Here is a 15,353-nt window from a genome sequence, read left to right as displayed (position 1 = left end):
AAACTCCATACAGTAATCAGGAGATGATCATGAGATTTTCCGTCCCTCATTAAATTCAATACTTAGGCATTGATGTTTAACAACTCTTTCAGCCTGCTTCATAAATTTCTCAGCCCAATTTCAGCCGTATATTTTCCGGAGCAGGTAATTCTTAACATGGAACAGACACCTCGCAATTTTATTGCTGACCGTCTTCTTATGCAGATTTTCCCCTAATGGCAGGATGATCCCAGCAATACTCTGGATGTCATTTAATAAGGAAGATCGTTGACATGAATAAAACTGGACTGGCCCTGCTTATTTGTGCACTATTGAGTGCCCCCGCTTTTGCGCAAAATTCCGTCACGCACGAGCAAGCCTGGGAAGGCACTTCGTATCTCTCCGTTATCGTGAAATTAAAACCCGGTACAACGCTTAATAAGTCTTCACCCTTTTCATTACGCGACAGTACCCTCGCCGTGAGTCCGTTATTTACGGCAAATCATTTGCGCAGCAGTGAATTAAGCGAGATGGATGTGCTTAATGAACGCTACGGCTTTAACCGTTATTTACGTATAGCCCTGCCAGCCGATAAGCAACACGACGCGACATATATCAATGACGTAATTAATGAACTGGCGGCGCGACAAGATATTGAGCTGGCTTACCCGGAATCTATGCCGGTGTCGCTGGAAAAGGGGGTCACGGCTCCCGACCTGCCGCCCTATTCCGGGCTGAGCTATGCCCTGAACAGTACCAGCCAGGCCACCGTCCCGGATTTTCGTGGATTGCAGGATTACACCAAATCGCCAGATGAAAAACGGCCCGGCTACTATATGGGTGGCGTTAATCGCGACAGCGTAAGTCAGTATTCAGGGCACGATGGTAGCGGCATTTCGCTGGTCTCAATGGAAAACAACGCATGGAATACCAGCCATGTGAATTTGCCGCCGATCGATTTCCATGAAGGTGATAAGCGCTATACGCCAGGCGAAGATCACGACACCAGCTCCGTCGGGATTATGGCGGCGAAAGATATCAATGCGGGCATCAAAGGCCTGACGTGGAACGCCCGTATGGGATACGTCAAATGGCAGGCCAATAATCTCTACAATATGATCCCCAGACTCCAGGCAGGAGATGTGGTGCAAATTGGTATGCAGACCGGCGGAGGAGATGTGACAGGTTGCACCTCCTCTTGCTATGTTCCCCAGGAAAACGCTCCAGCCTATTATGACGTGATAAAAGCGCTTACGGATAAGGGCGTGCACGTGATTCAGGCGGCAGGCAATGGCAATATCAACCTCGATCACGCCGGATTTAATGGAAAATTTGACGTTAAAAAGCGGGATTCCGGCGCGATCATTGCGGGCGCGTTTTGTGCAAACAATGGCAAAAAAGCCTCTTTCAGCACCTATGGCTCACGTGTGACCAGCGCCAGCTGGGGCTGCTGGGATGTGGTTACTACGGGTTACGGCGGTTTGCATAGCATAAAAAATGCGGAATACACCTCAAGTTTCTCCGGCACGTCCTCCGCGAACCCGATTATCGCAGGCGTGGTCGCCAGCCTGTCGGCCATTGCAAAAGCGCACAATATCACCGTCACGCCTCAACAGATGCGCTCCATTCTCCAGGAAACCGGTACACCCTTAGCTGCGGGGGATTCAGCGAAAGTAGGTACTCACCCCAATATGGCAAAAGCGGTAGCCAGGATTCTGGAACTCAAAGAGGAAGAACAGGAGGAAGTAAAGGCAGTGCCGGGAGAAAGCTTTACCGTTACCGGCACGACCGATTCTTCCCGTGCGTATCAGTTAGACGGGAGCGCCAGCAAGAATGCCGTCTCCTGGAAATGGACTATCGACAAAAACAGTACTGGCACATTCTGGCTACAGGAGAAACATGCCGGAGGCTGGGTACGTGAAGTTTCAGGGCCTACCGCCCGGGCACTCATTCCCGCCAATACAGACGGAGAAGCAACCTACTGGTTAACCGTCACGGGCAAAGACGGAAGCGTGAGCGCTGAGAAGATCACCGTAACGGTGAAAAAACCACAGTTACCTGATATTCCTGATGACAGCGCAGAAGCGTATAACCCGCGGATCGCCTACCCGGTGAAATGTACACGCGTATCGCATAACGGCAAAATCTGGCTGAATCAGTGGTATGTCAACGCAGGACAAGAAGAGCCAGGAAGCGGCGGTGAGTGGGGGGCATGGCGAACGTCGGATGCAGCTAATAATAGCTGCCCTTAAAAACCCTTTTGGTTAACATAATAGTAAAGCCTGGATATAAGCCAGGCTTTATTTTTATTAATTCAACACTCAGGAAAACCGTAAAAACGTCATTTCTTAAACTCCGTACTCGCTCAGATTTTATTAATACGCGTCAAGGACTGAAATTGGCATTACTATTTCATACTCTGTCGCGCTCCGCCCTCTTTACAGCACGAACGGTCGCTCTTCTCTGCCGAAACTCCCCGACTCTTAATGGCTCAGAGAAGTCTCTTATTCAAGCCGGTTGTCTCCTCCCGTTACTATTTGTCCCTGTTATCACACGGTAATAACGCCTTTTTACCTGCGCCGCAGGTGAGATTAACTTTTCGTTATTGTTCAGTAATAAATAAGGGAACTTATGAAATTAACAGGATCTGCTTTTGTCCTTGCCGCTTTACTGGCAGGGGCGGGCGTCAGCGTTTCAGCTAACGCCGCCACGACCTCGCCATCGGCAAACTGCGAACAGGGTCACCAGAACTGCATGAAAGAACTAGGCACGCTGGAACGCGCCGTCAACGGTGAGAAAGTGAAGGTCGTTGAAGGGCAAACGATTCGTGCGCGCTTCTTTAACGACGGAACCGAACTGCCAAATCTGGAAACGCGCGTCACCATTCTTGCTGGCGAAGAAGCCCACTGGTCCTACGCCCTCGCCCAGGCTATCAACCAGCAGCACCCCGAACTGCGTGCCGGTTTCAGGCACAGCAACGGCGAGATTACACCCGATGAGTCAGAGCCAAATAAGGTGTATGCCAAACAGAACAACCCTCTCAGTCACGTAGAAGTGTCCTTCAATTAATTCAGGGAAGATTATTTTGAAACTACTCAAGATGAATAATATTACGTCGGCGTTAGCCGTGGCATTGATTGGTATGTATTCCACGGGCGCACTGGCGCATGGCTATGTTTTTGAACCAAAATCCCGTTCGGTGATTCATTTCCCGCCGATGAACGATAAAGGTGAGCATAGTAACGTCTGGCCTGCTGACGCCGTGGAAGCGCCGAAGCTCCCGGCTGGCAACGATATGAGCCCAACCCCGATCGCCAACGAACAGTTATTCCAGTTTCCGCCGGATGGAAAACTGGCAAGCGGTGGTTCAACGGCAACTCCCGCCTTCAGCAAGCTCGATGACGAAAAGCAGAATACCTACAACAACCCGATGTCTGCGGGTCCGCACCAGTTTAAATGGCATTTACCGGCTAAGCACCGCACCACCTATTTTACCTACTACATCACTAAGCCGGACTGGCAGTCTGTTCCGGGTGCGGATTCGCGCCTGACCAGGGCGATGTTTGAAGATAAGCCATTCTGCCATAAGGTTTATACCTATGCGCCAGGCAACCCGTCGGCCGATATTTCTCTCCCGACAGGCTTCGAAACCCACACCTGCGACGTACCGGAGCGTGAAGGTAAGCAGAAAATTTATGCCGTCTGGCGCGTGCGCGATACCGATAACGCATTTTATCAGATGATTGACGTCGATTTTGGCGGTGAAGTCATTACCAAACCGGTAGCCAACGTCACGCCATCCAGTCATAACCTGTCAACCAGCACGCTGTCGCTGGACGGTAGCGCCTCAACGGGGAAAGAGCTGAAGTACAGCTGGGCTGTCACCAGCAATGCCGATAAGGTCATTCTGGAAAACAGCACCAGTGCTAAAGCCAGCATTCGCCTGAAGGCTAAACCTGAGAGCGATTTTACCGTCAACGTGAAGCTGACCGTCACCAATGATAAAAACGTGAGTGATTCAAAAACCGTCACCCTGAATGCCAAAGCTGAAGCGGATAGCACGGCACCGGAGGCGAAGGCAGGCAGTGACTTCACCGTTCACAGCAACAGTGAATCACGTGGTTATGACCTTAACGGTTCCGCAAGCGTCAATGCTGAAAAATACCAATGGACTATCGTTTCAGGGCAGGACATTGGTGCGTTGCAGGTCGCTAACGGTGGCGAATGGGTTTCAACCGTCCACGCGGCAAAAGCCCGTGCGCTGATTAAGCCCGGCAAAATCGGTAAAGTGACCTATCGCCTGACGGTGACGGCCAAAAATGGCAAAACCAGCACCGACGATATCACCGTGACCGTGAAGGAAGCGCAGCAGGCTTCTGATGTGCAGATCAATACGGGCAACAACCAGGACACCATCGTAGGCAGTGACGTTATTGCTGCCGCCGTCGTGTCCAAAAATAATGACTCGTTAAAAGGGGCAAAAATTGAATGGTCCGCACTGAATCACGCCGATAAGATTCAGATCTCGTCACCAAATAACTTCAGCACCAACCTCAAGGGTAAACATCCGTATACCGACAATGTGGACGTGACGCTGCAGGTGAAAGTGACGGCGCCTGACACCGGTAAAGTCTCTACGGCAACGAAGGTGATCAAGCTGCGCCCGGCGCAAACCGAGGTAAAAGCCTGGGATCACAGCAAGACTTACAAGACACCTTGTGAAAAAGTGAGCTATGAGGGCAACATCTGGCTGAACAGCTGGGAAACCCGAGGCGTTAAGCCTGGTTCCGATGGCGAGTGGGGCGTCTGGAAGAAAGAAGGTGCTGCCAACATGCCTAAAGAGTGCAAATAATACTGTAAGTTAACTCTGGCCGGGTCTTCACTGACCCGCGCCTCACATTATCATTCCCTGCCTACACTTTCGTTATCATTTTTGCGCCGGAAATCGCCCCTTCGTTCCGGCGCTTTTTTATCGGTATAAGATCACCCACCCTATCGCGGCAATAATCGGATACGGGCCGAAAGGAAACGGTTGACCGGGCTTGATCCGCAACAGAATCAGCGCCGCGATCAGCGCCAGCAGGGTCGAGGCAACAAAAACATCCAGCAGCGCCAGCGGGCCAAGCCACGCCCCGATCGCCGCCAGCAGTTTCATATCCCCCATCCCCATCCCTTCATGGCCGCGCAATAAACGGAACAGCAAAGAGAGCGTCCAGGGCACGCCAAATCCCAGCAGAGCGGCGATTAATGCCTGCGTTGGCTCCACCCGGCTATAGCCGCTGACGGCAAACGCCAGCGACATCACCAGCAGCGGGAGCGTCAGACGGTCGGGCAGGAGCATGGTGCGCAGGTCAATAAACAGCAGCGGCAGCAAAAACGTCACCGCCAGCAGGTCGAACAGGCTCTGCGGCGTGACGCCCTGCTGCCAGATAATCACCCCGTACAGCAGCGCCATAAGCCCTTCAACCAGCGGATAGCGCCACGATATCGCCTGACCACAGCTGGCGCAGCGCCCGCGCAGCAACAGCCAGCCCATCAGAGGAACATTGTGGCGAAATTTAATGGGGTGTTTACAGCGTGGGCAGTGGGAAGCAGGCCACGATAAAGAGAGTGCTTCACCGTGGAGAATCAAGGGGAGCCGATAAATGATGACATTGCAAAAACTGCCGATAATGGCGCCCAGAAAAACGCTAAAAACGAGTATTACACTCTCAACCATGGTTCCACACTCTGAGGGACATGCAATCTCCGATAATAGCAGAGACTACTCGTTATATTTAGGCAGTCTGTTTGCACGTAAAGTACAAAAGTCTCCGCGCAAGTTCGCCCATTCAATATTCAGATGCGCTTTTGCATATTGTGCCGCTTCTTTCCACAATAATGCCGCGATATGCCACTCCTTTCCCTGTTCATGTTCTGCCGCTCGTGAAGAAAGTGAAAACCACAGGGTAGCAGGATCGCGTTTGTCGCTTTGCCAGTCCATCGTTAAGCCCTTTAGAAAAAATCCCAGCGTATCAATAGCGACGATAAAATAATTGAGCTTAAAATGATAAATACCTGAATAACGCTGAATGCCTCAGTGGGAGAACAACGCTGATTACCAATATTATCCGCTGGCTGGCCTTTTCGGGTCTCTATATCCTGCTGGCATTGCTGAGCTTTCATACGCGGGATAGCTGGAGCCTCTCCACCACGCTCTGGCTCCCGGCGCCGCTGCTTTTCGCCGCGTTATGGCTGACGGCCCCGCGAGAGTGGCCGCTGTGGCTAGCTACCGCGGGCTTGCTGCATGTGTTTGCTGGCGTCTGGATAGGCCGCCCGCTCGCGCTGGCGTGCCTGTTCGCCCTCTTCGACGTCGCGATATTTCCACTGTGCGTCGCCGTCTTTCGTCTGAATGCGCAACTGCCTGCGCTGCGTTTTGCGCGCAGGCCGATTATTGGTGAACTGATCTACCCCCTGCAGTTAATCTTCAGCATTTTTTGCGGCAGCCTGCTGCTTAATCTGGCGCTGTTACTCTCAGGGTATCCGATTGCGCCTCTGCATTTTTTTTCCTGGGTGCTGGCGGCATTAACCGGCATTCTCGCCATTCTGCCGCTGCTGCGTGAGAGCAAAATGCCGTCGCACCCGCGGTTTAACGGGCGGGAAGCTCTGCTTCTTGCCGCGAATACCCTGGTGCTGATGACGGGGTACTTTTTCCTGCCACCGCTCTGGCAGGGGCTAAATCTGCTGCTGGTGCAAACGACGGTGGTTTTACTGAGCGTGTTTGCGCTCTCCGGACGCGGCGTTGGCGCTCTGCTGCTTATTCAATACCTGATTGTGGTGCTGGCGACCCAGCAGCGGGAAGGGATTTTTTACACGCTAACGCCCGATCTCATCCCCGCAATCTGGCAGGCGCAGTGGTACCTGGTATTTTCGGCGATTTTTGCCAACTGTTTATATCAGTACCGCCGCTGGATCCAACAGCAGCAGGCGCTCGCGGCCAGCACCAGTGCCATCATTATTCGCCTGTCGCAGACGGGTTCTTGCGTCGTGTTTCGCCTCTCGATGCCAGAGGAGGAGATCCACTGGCAAGGCAGTACGGAAGCGCTGTTCCCTGATGAGGAAAAGACGCTGAGCACCCTGACGTTACTGGACGCACACTGCGATACGCCGTTCCTGCCCGGTTTTCGCGCCTGGTACTCACAGCAACGTGAAAGCAGCTTTGCCCGGGAAGTTGTTCTGCAAACGCTGCACGGAAGGCAGATGCGCGGGATGGTGCTGTTTCACAGGATTGGCAACACCGCGCATCTGATGGGGGGAGTGAGCCTCTTTCTCACAGCATCCGCTGCAGAATCTCCCGCTGCCCACTAAAGGTGTACTTCAACACCGCCGCGACATGCCCAAGCAGAATCACACCCAGCAGAATGCAGCTATAGCGATGCACCTGGAAGAAAAACGCATTCACTTCGGCGATGGCAATCGGGCGGGAAACCGGCACCAGACCAAACAGGTTGTAGTCTTTTTGCAGCATCAGAAAACCGCTAACCAGCACCACCATAATGGTCAGATAAAACAGCTCATGAATAAATACCACCAGCTGTTTTTTACGTCCGGCTACCGTTGCCGGATAGGGCACCGAAGGGCGGAAGAAACGCCAGACGAAGCGCACTATCATGATAGGCGTGGCGATGGTACCCAGCGACATATTCAGCACGGAGAAAAAGGTAAACCAGCGGGTTCCTTCCAGCGCGTGCAGAATATAGCCCATGCACATCGCGTAGATAATGACGGCTGCGACCACCCAGTGCAGAAGGCGAGAAAACCGATCGTAACGTTTGGCAATAACCAGAGAAGTTTGCATAGTCGTTGTCCTGTAAAACAAAAAGCACGGCTCCCTGCGAAGCCATGCTGTTTAAAAAAGAGGTTATTCAGCTACCCACAAGTTGCGGGCCCGATCCGGCGACCAATGGCTGGCACCTGTATGGCCAATCTGACAGCGGTAAACGTTGCCCTCATAGAGCACTTTATCCCCTACGGCATAGAGTTTGCCCGGCGTGAATGGGGTAACGTCGCCGCCCTGGCCGCCCTCTTCGCCTCCGCCATCGTCATTATCGGGCACGGTAACGTTGACCGGCTGGCTCGGCGTAGCGAAGTTGTTGGCTGCATCATAGGCGATGACCGTATAGCGATAGCTCATGCCTGGCTGGGTTTGGCTGTCGGTAAAGTTGAGTTCATGGGTATCACCGATCTTTTCCAGACCGCGCCAGATGGCATACCCCGCCACGCCCGTATTATCCTTAGCTGGCAGCCAGCTGAGCGAAACATCCTGCCCCTTCAGCGTGGCCTGCACGCCCTGCACCTGTGTTGGCGCCTGAGTATCCGTTTCGTCGCCCCCATCCGGCAGACTGCCGTCAAGGATGCTCTGGTAGCGGTTCAGAAATTCATAGCCGTAATGTTGACCATTTTTAGTGTTGCCATTGTCCCAGTTCACTGACCAGGTCATGAGCCCTTTTACCGCTTCATTTTTCGCTTCCAGTCGCGAAAGTGCGTTAAAGACACTCTGCGCGTCTCGTACATAGCCGGTTCCTGCCGCATCCGGGTTGGCCGGAAGACCAATCACCAGCTTGTTCGCCGGGATCTTCACATAACCACGCGTCCCGTTTGCCAGGCTGTCGGTGAGATAGTAAAGGAAAAGCTCTTTTTGACGGTCGCTATAGCCCTTCCCCCATTCCTGCGGCAGCCACCATTCACCGACTTCGTCCTTCTCCTCCTGCGTCATCATATTCACGCCGTCGCCCGCCTGGTTGTAATACTGTGGAGCGATAAAGTCATACACGCCCTCAAGATTTTGCAGGTAGGCTTTGTAGTTCACCCCGCGATCGGACTGAAGATAAGGGAACTCTGGCGCCATGCTGATGATGAAGTGTTTGCCCTGCTGCTGATAATGGTCGCGCACCATTTTCAGCGCTGCCGGGATCACCGTACTGTTGTCAGCAGCGGTAATGGCCGTCTGCTCCAGATCGATATCAAGACCATCAAAACCATAGCAATCGGTCAGGCGAATAATCTCCGCCGCAAACGCCTCAGTCTGGTCTTTGTTCAGTGCAATGTGCGCGTCAGCGCCGCCCAGTGAAATCAACACCGCGCGCCCCTGCTCGTTCAGCTCTGCAACCTGAGCGCGGAACTCCTCATCGCTCGCGTTGTAGGGTTTGAAGGTGGGGATATTCCCGCTCTGCCCATCCATAACTTTCATGAAGGAGACGTTGACGACGTTGTAGCCTCTCGGCACTTCACGCAGCGACATATCAGAAGGTAAGCCTCCCTGATAGCCGCGCGCTTTGTCTATCTCTTCCGGGTTAATTCCCCAGTTGTGCCAATAACCTACGAGAATTTTTTTCTGACTGATATCCGGCATCTGTGAGGCGGCGTCGGTTGCGGCCGCATGGCTAAACGTGCTGACCAGCATTCCGCTTAACGCCAGGCCTGCGGCGATAGCGCTCAGAGATATTTTATTTTTCTTTAACATGGGAGATATCCTGCTCCAGGTTTAATAATGAAATCCTGTCCCGCAAGATAGGATATTCATCTCCCTGAAAACAGGAGAACAGCTCACTGCAGCAGCAGATTTAAAACTCGCCAGCCTGGATATGTCTTATAATAAAATTATCGTGAGATTATTTATACTCACACATTGCTACCCAGTTATCATTAATTTTCATCAGCCAGCTATCTTTATTAATCGGCTTGAATAACAGGTTAATATACTGACCATCTTCACTTATCAGAAAGGTCTTCTCCGGCAACTGATCGCCAACGGCAATTTTTAATTCTGCCACCCGGCCATTGATGACGTTTCCCTTCTGTGTCACCGATTTTAACTGCAGGGTTCGGTTGAATACCCGGTTACCGGCCTCATCGGTTTTTACACCAAATAGCGTTAGCCTGTGGAGTTTAGGCCACCAGGTGATCACACCATTAAACTGGTAATGCTGCAGGCTTTCATCAATAAATTTGCCATTACGTATGACGCTGCTGCAGGGCTCGGCGGGCACTTTTCTGCTCTCCAGGTAGTTGCTGGTCAGGTAAGCCAGCGCGCCACCCAGCGAAACGCTGATGCAAACCATCAATATGACGAATAGTATTCGTAACCGCATTTTCCCTCCTGAGATAGTTCGCCTTCACATTGCGCAACGAACACTTTTGGACCGTTCGACGCGATGTACACGTTATTGATGCCCGCCGGCAGGGCATGCCGCTTTCTCGCCAGCGCCTGCCGATCGACACTGCGCAGCGAAGAGAGATGAAACATGACGCCATCTACGTAGAGATTTTCCTGAAACGCCTGCGGCGTGTCGGCCGTGCAGACCACCACCAGCGTTGGAAGGATAATCAACAAGCTGCACAGCGCCGCCAGCAGAGTCCCGTATTGACGTGAGGGAGTTTTCATTGACTCCGCCGTGATAGCAGGCAACGACGGGCAATCGACGGGAGTGGGACAAGACGCGTTATCAGGCTCTTCTGGCGGCGGGCAAGCGACCTCACTGTCCTGCGTTTCGCAGGGTGCCAGTACTACACCATAACGGGGAATGGTTTTAATGATCGAGCCCGGCAGGCCGGCATTTTGCAGCTTGCGGCGGAGCATTTTTATAAGCTGGTGATAGCTGGATTCGCTAACAATCATGCCCTGGTTAAGCCAGATCTCTTCAAATATGGTCTCTTTTTTACATTTGCCGCTGAGGATCAACTCCAGCAAACGACGCTCGTTGGGCGTCAGATGTATATCACCATGATCCACGGTTGCCAGAGATGATTTTTCCGGTACGAACGTTACTGACGCTGAAAGAGAGATTTCTTCGTTATTCACGGGTAGGTCCTGGATAATAAAATTACAGCGTTTACATTGTTATGACGAAAAAGCGCAGGTATTAACAGTTACATGTCTGTTATCTAATTCAGGCACAAATTAACAACATATCCTTATAAATGATAGTACCTTCGCTCTTTGCGCTATTTCCCGTCCTGATTTTTCCACAACCAATTCATGATTTCAGAAAGTTTATTCTGAGTAACGCCTGAGTAATACCTGATATCCAACCTGAACAATAAGGAATTCCTTTCCGTACCTGAGAAATATCGTCCTCCATGCCGCTATTTCGCGATAAATAACAAACCATTCAGCTGCTCCGGAAAAAATCTCTATCATAGAATGTGAAAACGTCGTTACTTTACCTTTCGGTTTTCCATCAGGATCGGCTGATGCCCCCCAGCAACTATACAGCCCACCACTTTTTAGCTACTCTTTTTCACCTCACTCTGCTCTACACTGTAAGAGTGATGCTAAAGCGCCATTCGCTAAGATGTGCGGTGAACACCTGTCTTTTCCTTGCCGGATCGGATGTCATGCTAAAAACAGTTCTGATTGCCGACGACCACCCTGTCTATTTATTAGGCTTGCGCACATTGCTTCAGACGCGCCCGGACCTTTATCGGGTCGTTCACGAAGCGCTCAGTGCTGATGAACTCATGAATAAACTGGCGAGCGAGCCTGTCGATATCATCATCACCGACCTGAGTATGCCCGGCACGCGCAGCCCGGACGGATTAACCATGATCCGCTCGCTGATTCGCCATTATCCGCAGAGCATGATTGTGGTGGTCACCATGATCACCAATCCTGAGCTTCTGGACTCGCTGCGGCGCAGCGGGGTGCATGCCGTTCTCAACAAAGCCAGTTTGTCCAACAATCTGCTGCAGACGCTGCGCAGCACCCTGCGGGGGCAAATCGAACCAGTGAAGCCTCAGGCACAGTTGACCGAACGGGAAACAGAAGTGCTGCGCCTGCTGGTGCGCGGTTTCACCGTGAACGAGATCAGCGCCCAGCTTAACCGGACGAAGCAGACCATCAGTACGCAAAAAAAGAGTGCCATGAGCAAACTCAACGCCAGGAATGATTTCGAGCTGCTCCAGTGCGCGCAAAGTCTGGGGCTGGTTAGCTGAGTATGCGCAGAGGCTGGCTGGCGACATTATTTATCCTCATGCTGATAAGCGGGCACGCGGCGGCTGGTACGCTGCGCGTGGGCCTGCTGAGCGCCGCGCCGCCTTTTCTCGCTATCGATCGGCCGCCGGGCATTCTGGATGATGAACTCAGCATATTGTTTAGCAATACGACGCTGCCGGACGTCCAGCGTTTTAGCGACCCGGCAACGGCGCTGGATGCGTTGAAGCGAAAGCGCATCGATGTGTTAATTGCCGCAAGGCGTCCTGCAGCCGATCTGGTCGCCAGCGAGCCAATGTTCGCTTTCCCGCTGGCGTCCCTGAGCATAAAAGAGGGACGCGGCGGTACACTGTGCTTTCCGGAATTACCGTCAGAGGTCGCGACCCGCTGCTCTGCGACGGGTTCAGCCTCACCGGGAGAAAACGTCAGGCAGCTGGCAGCAGGGAAAGCGCGGGAATTCATCGCCCCGGAGTTTGTTTTACGTAACTGGCTGACCCACTCCCCCGCCACCACGCTGACCCTGACGCCGCTGGACGATACTCCCCCGCTACATTTTCGTGCCTGGGCTCTGCCTGAGCAGGCAAACACGCTGGAAATCTTCAACGAGCGTATTCACACCCTTAACCCGGAAGACGCTGAATGGCTGGAACAAAAGTGGCTTTTGCCGGACGGCAGCGTCTTTGACGCCCGCCATTCCCCCGTGAAGGAAAATGCGCCCAAAATCACGCTGCACGTTTTGCTTCCCGCTATTTCGCCGCCAATGGTCACGCTCACGCCTGACGGGCATATTCAGGGGGTATGGCGCGATCTGCTGCTCAATCTGTTTCCGTCCAACCTGTATAGCCTGACCTTCAACCTTGATGCGCCCCCGCTTCAGTATGCGGAGAACACGTTGCGCATAGTCGCCAGCGCGACGCCACCGTCAAAGAGTGCCATCACGTTTGACTCACTGAGCTGGGCCCTGCTCAATGAGGACAGCAACCCGCTTTCCGGCTCCTTGTCCGCATTACAGCATAAGCGGATTGCCGTCATACGCATCTCTCCGCTCGTCACGTTACTGCGTCAGGCGTTACCTGCGGATAACCTGGTGCTGGTTAACTCGCTCGATCAGGGTTTTGAATTGCTCAAAGCCGGAGGCGCGGACGGGCTTGCGGGCGATGCGTTTATACTCCATCACCTGCTGCGCCAGCATAACGCCAGCAATCTGTCGCTGACGCCGCTGGCGCTGCCGGAAGTGCCGCTATGGTTTGTACCAAATATTTCTGACCCGGCGGATGCCAAAAGGGTGAATGCGGTCATGGCGTCCGTAACGCAGGCTGATATCTACGCGAGCCTTAACCTGTCGCAGGCCGTACAGACGACAACCACCGCCCCGGTGCAATCACTATGGCTGGTCATGCTCGCCGTGGTGGCGATTTGCGCGGCATTCGTCGCCCTGCTGACCTTTAGCGCCGCGCAGAGCCAGCGACGCCAGCGCGAGCGGGACACGGCAGAGCTGCACAACGCGCTCTCACTCTGGCAAACTCTGATGAACAATGTCCCGGTGCCGCTGTTTGTCTGCGATCCGACCGGGCGGCTGACGCGCTATAACGACTCCTTTATTCACTCACCGTTACTCACGGCACTGCCCGAAGAGGGCGCCCCCTTTTCCAGCCTGCCTTTGGGAGAGCTTGCCCAACAGTTTACGTTGCCGCATCGCCTCTCGCTGCTCCATGCCGCGTCGCCGTTAACGGGTGAAACCACACAGAACAATTCCACCCTTTACTGGTGGCTTTGCCGCTATACCGATACGCGGGGGCGGCCTCAGGGCGTGGTCGGAGGCTGGATCGATATCACTGAAAAAGCCGCGCTGACCGCTGCGCTCAATCAGGCGCTGGCGCAGGCGGAGCAGGCCAGCACTGAAAAATCGAACTTCCTCGCCCGCATGAGCCATGACATTCGTACCCCGCTCAACGCCATGCTGGGCCTGCTTGAGATGGAGCGCGACAAAAGCGAGTCCCTCAACATCGCCTGGCAAGCAGCCGGGTCATTGCGCGACGTGATTGGTGGCGTACTGGATTTGTCGCGCATTGAAGCAGGCGAGTTAAGGCTGGAGCCACAGGCCTGGCCCCTGTGGCAGACGCTTAACGCCAGCGCGGAGATTTTTGCCAGCAGCGCCAACGCTAAAGGTCTCCACTGGCGCAGCGAGTTGAACGTGCCGCACGACGGCTGGTTCCTGTTCGATAAAGCACGGCTGAATCAGGTCATCGCCAATCTGTTGGGCAACGCCATTAAATATACGCCGAAGGGAGAAATTGTTTTTCACGCCGAGCTCAACGGTGAACATTTGCAGCTGTTGATTCGCGACACTGGCATCGGTATCCCGGCCGATGCCCTTCCACACCTCGGCCAGCCTTGGTTTCAGACTGACAGCAGCACGCCGCAAAGCAGCGGGCTGGGGCTGGCGATCTGTTACCAGTTAGTCGAGCTGATGGGAGGCGTGCTGACGATAGCCAGCGAAGCGGGGAGCGGTACGCAGGTGACGGTGAGCATACCGCTTCATGTCGCCAGCCCGGCGGCAACGGCCGATGAGACACCTGTAATAACCCCGCTGCCACCGCATCGCATCATGATCGTTGACGATTTTCCGGCAAACCTGACGGTGTTAGCGCTCCAGCTGCAGGAGCTGGGTCAGGAGGTTATTCCTTGCGCCAGCGCTGGCGAAGCGCTTGCGCGCCTGGAAAACGAGCCGGTGGATATCCTGATAACCGACTGCCAGATGGCCCTCATGGACGGCTATCAACTTACATCGTTAATACTCCTGCGCGATATTGCCGGCAGCATCACCGCGCCGGCCGCTATTCTCGGTTACACCGCCAGCGCGCTGCAGAGTGAGGACGATCGGGCAAAACATGCCGGAATGGACGCGTTATTGCGAAAACCGCTCTCCCTCAATGCCCTGCATCAGGCGCTGACGCAGCAATACAGCCTGCGCAATCAGGGGCCTGACCTCAGCGAACTCCGGCGTCTGGCCAACGGTCAACCGGAGATCATGACCCTGATGCGCCAGCAAATGCGCGAAGCCATTACCCTTGATACTCGACAGCTACGGGAAAACCCCCCGTCACCGCAAACGCTAAGCCAGCTCGCGCATCGTCTGAAGGCCTCCTGGAGCCTTTTTGCCATGCGCAACGCCACCCGCACCTGTCAGGCAATTGAAGTGTTGCCGGAGATGCTGGCGGCAGGGGTCATAACGACTGAAGCCCTGCCTGCGCTGACATCGCGTTTCTGCGCGCGCATGGAAGCCAATCTGCAGCAACTTGATACCGCACTGAAGGAATTATCTGACAAGTACTAAAGAATGCTCTGCATAGGATCTGTATCTTTCTGGTCATCCGGCGGCGTTATCCCTACCGTCGCCCAC

Annotated in this window: 12 protein-coding genes; 6 read left to right on the top strand and 6 right to left on the bottom strand. The window is 53.8% G+C overall.

Features of this window, described 5'->3' with window-relative positions; all coding sequences use genetic code 11:
* Positions 1-272 precede the first annotated feature (272 nt).
* From IM294_RS07155 to IM294_RS07145, 3 genes are all read left to right on the top strand, one after another.
* Complete coding sequence (locus IM294_RS07155) at positions 273-2,231, top strand: S8 family serine peptidase (protein WP_126818267.1); 1,959 nt, start codon at positions 273-275, stop codon at positions 2,229-2,231.
* A gap of 379 nt (positions 2,232-2,610) precedes the next feature.
* Positions 2,611-3,048: a hypothetical protein gene (locus tag IM294_RS07150; RefSeq protein ID WP_041911163.1), complete on the top strand. Its 438-nt coding sequence runs from the start codon at positions 2,611-2,613 to the stop codon at positions 3,046-3,048.
* A gap of 16 nt (positions 3,049-3,064) precedes the next feature.
* Positions 3,065-4,831 (top strand): lytic polysaccharide monooxygenase, encoded by a 1,767-nt coding sequence (locus tag IM294_RS07145; RefSeq protein WP_126818266.1) that lies wholly within the window; start codon positions 3,065-3,067, stop codon positions 4,829-4,831.
* Positions 4,832-4,948: 117 nt separating this feature from the next.
* Here the strand turns inward: IM294_RS07145 and IM294_RS07140 are convergent, their stop codons facing one another.
* A complete protein-coding gene (locus IM294_RS07140; protein ID WP_047366755.1) occupies positions 4,949-5,698 on the bottom strand; it encodes an A24 family peptidase in 750 nt (249 codons plus the stop codon).
* 45 nt (positions 5,699-5,743) lie between these two features.
* Complete coding sequence (locus IM294_RS07135) at positions 5,744-5,962, bottom strand: ANR family transcriptional regulator (protein WP_120247323.1); 219 nt, start codon at positions 5,960-5,962, stop codon at positions 5,744-5,746.
* Between the two features lie 167 nt (positions 5,963-6,129).
* On the opposite strand from IM294_RS07135, the gene IM294_RS07130 reads away from it, so the two are divergent.
* On the top strand, positions 6,130-7,326 hold the full coding sequence (locus IM294_RS07130; RefSeq protein ID WP_126818265.1) for a hypothetical protein: 1,197 nt from the start codon (positions 6,130-6,132) through the stop codon (positions 7,324-7,326).
* Here IM294_RS07130 and IM294_RS07125 read toward each other — a convergent pair.
* The 4 genes from IM294_RS07125 to IM294_RS07110 all read right to left on the bottom strand — a co-directional run bounded on the left by IM294_RS07125 (position 7,289) and on the right by IM294_RS07110 (position 10,819).
* Positions 7,289-7,816 (bottom strand): cytochrome b, encoded by a 528-nt coding sequence (locus IM294_RS07125; RefSeq protein WP_061099140.1) that lies wholly within the window; start codon positions 7,814-7,816, stop codon positions 7,289-7,291. The two genes, IM294_RS07130 and IM294_RS07125, sit on opposite strands and share 38 nt — an antisense overlap.
* Positions 7,817-7,879: 63 nt before the next feature.
* Positions 7,880-9,481, bottom strand: a complete 1,602-nt coding sequence (locus IM294_RS22190) for a glycosyl hydrolase family 18 protein (protein WP_283250579.1) — start codon at positions 9,479-9,481, stop codon at positions 7,880-7,882.
* 148 nt (positions 9,482-9,629) lie between these two features.
* A complete protein-coding gene (locus IM294_RS07115) occupies positions 9,630-10,109 on the bottom strand; it encodes a hypothetical protein (protein ID WP_126296587.1) in 480 nt (159 codons plus the stop codon).
* On the bottom strand, positions 10,079-10,819 hold the full coding sequence (locus IM294_RS07110; protein ID WP_048958867.1) for a helix-turn-helix domain-containing protein: 741 nt from the start codon (positions 10,817-10,819) through the stop codon (positions 10,079-10,081). The genes IM294_RS07115 and IM294_RS07110 overlap by 31 nt, the downstream gene beginning before the upstream one ends.
* Before the next feature lie 536 nt (positions 10,820-11,355).
* On the opposite strand from IM294_RS07110, the gene IM294_RS07105 reads away from it, so the two are divergent.
* On the top strand, positions 11,356-11,952 hold the full coding sequence (locus tag IM294_RS07105) for a response regulator transcription factor (protein ID WP_028015617.1): 597 nt from the start codon (positions 11,356-11,358) through the stop codon (positions 11,950-11,952).
* 2 nt (positions 11,953-11,954) lie between these two features.
* On the top strand, positions 11,955-15,287 hold the full coding sequence (locus IM294_RS07100) for an ATP-binding protein (RefSeq protein ID WP_126818264.1): 3,333 nt from the start codon (positions 11,955-11,957) through the stop codon (positions 15,285-15,287).
* The last annotated feature ends 66 nt before the right edge of the window (positions 15,288-15,353 follow it).

The sequence above is a fragment of the Enterobacter cloacae complex sp. P43RS genome, assembly GCF_014930585.1.
Classification (GTDB): domain Bacteria; phylum Pseudomonadota; class Gammaproteobacteria; order Enterobacterales; family Enterobacteriaceae; genus Enterobacter; species Enterobacter bugandensis.
This window is presented reverse-complemented; position numbering and strand designations above follow the sequence as displayed.

Excerpts from the sequence above, each read along its gene's own strand:
- IM294_RS07155 (WP_126818267.1), top strand. The coding sequence starts at position 273 with ATGAATAAAACTGGACTGGCCCTGCTTATTTGTGCACTATTGAGTGCC.
- IM294_RS07150 (WP_041911163.1), top strand. The coding sequence starts at position 2,611 with ATGAAATTAACAGGATCTGCTTTTGTCCTTGCCGCTTTACTGGCAGGG.
- IM294_RS07140 (WP_047366755.1), bottom strand. The coding sequence starts at position 5,698 with ATGGTTGAGAGTGTAATACTCGTTTTTAGCGTTTTTCTGGGCGCCATT.
- IM294_RS07135 (WP_120247323.1), bottom strand. The coding sequence starts at position 5,962 with ATGGACTGGCAAAGCGACAAACGCGATCCTGCTACCCTGTGGTTTTCA.
- IM294_RS07125 (WP_061099140.1), bottom strand. The coding sequence starts at position 7,816 with ATGCAAACTTCTCTGGTTATTGCCAAACGTTACGATCGGTTTTCTCGC.
- IM294_RS22190 (WP_283250579.1), bottom strand. The coding sequence starts at position 9,481 with ATGTTAAAGAAAAATAAAATATCTCTGAGCGCTATCGCCGCAGGCCTG.
- IM294_RS07115 (WP_126296587.1), bottom strand. The coding sequence starts at position 10,109 with ATGCGGTTACGAATACTATTCGTCATATTGATGGTTTGCATCAGCGTT.
- IM294_RS07105 (WP_028015617.1), top strand. The coding sequence starts at position 11,356 with ATGCTAAAAACAGTTCTGATTGCCGACGACCACCCTGTCTATTTATTA.
- IM294_RS07100 (WP_126818264.1), top strand. The coding sequence starts at position 11,955 with ATGCGCAGAGGCTGGCTGGCGACATTATTTATCCTCATGCTGATAAGC.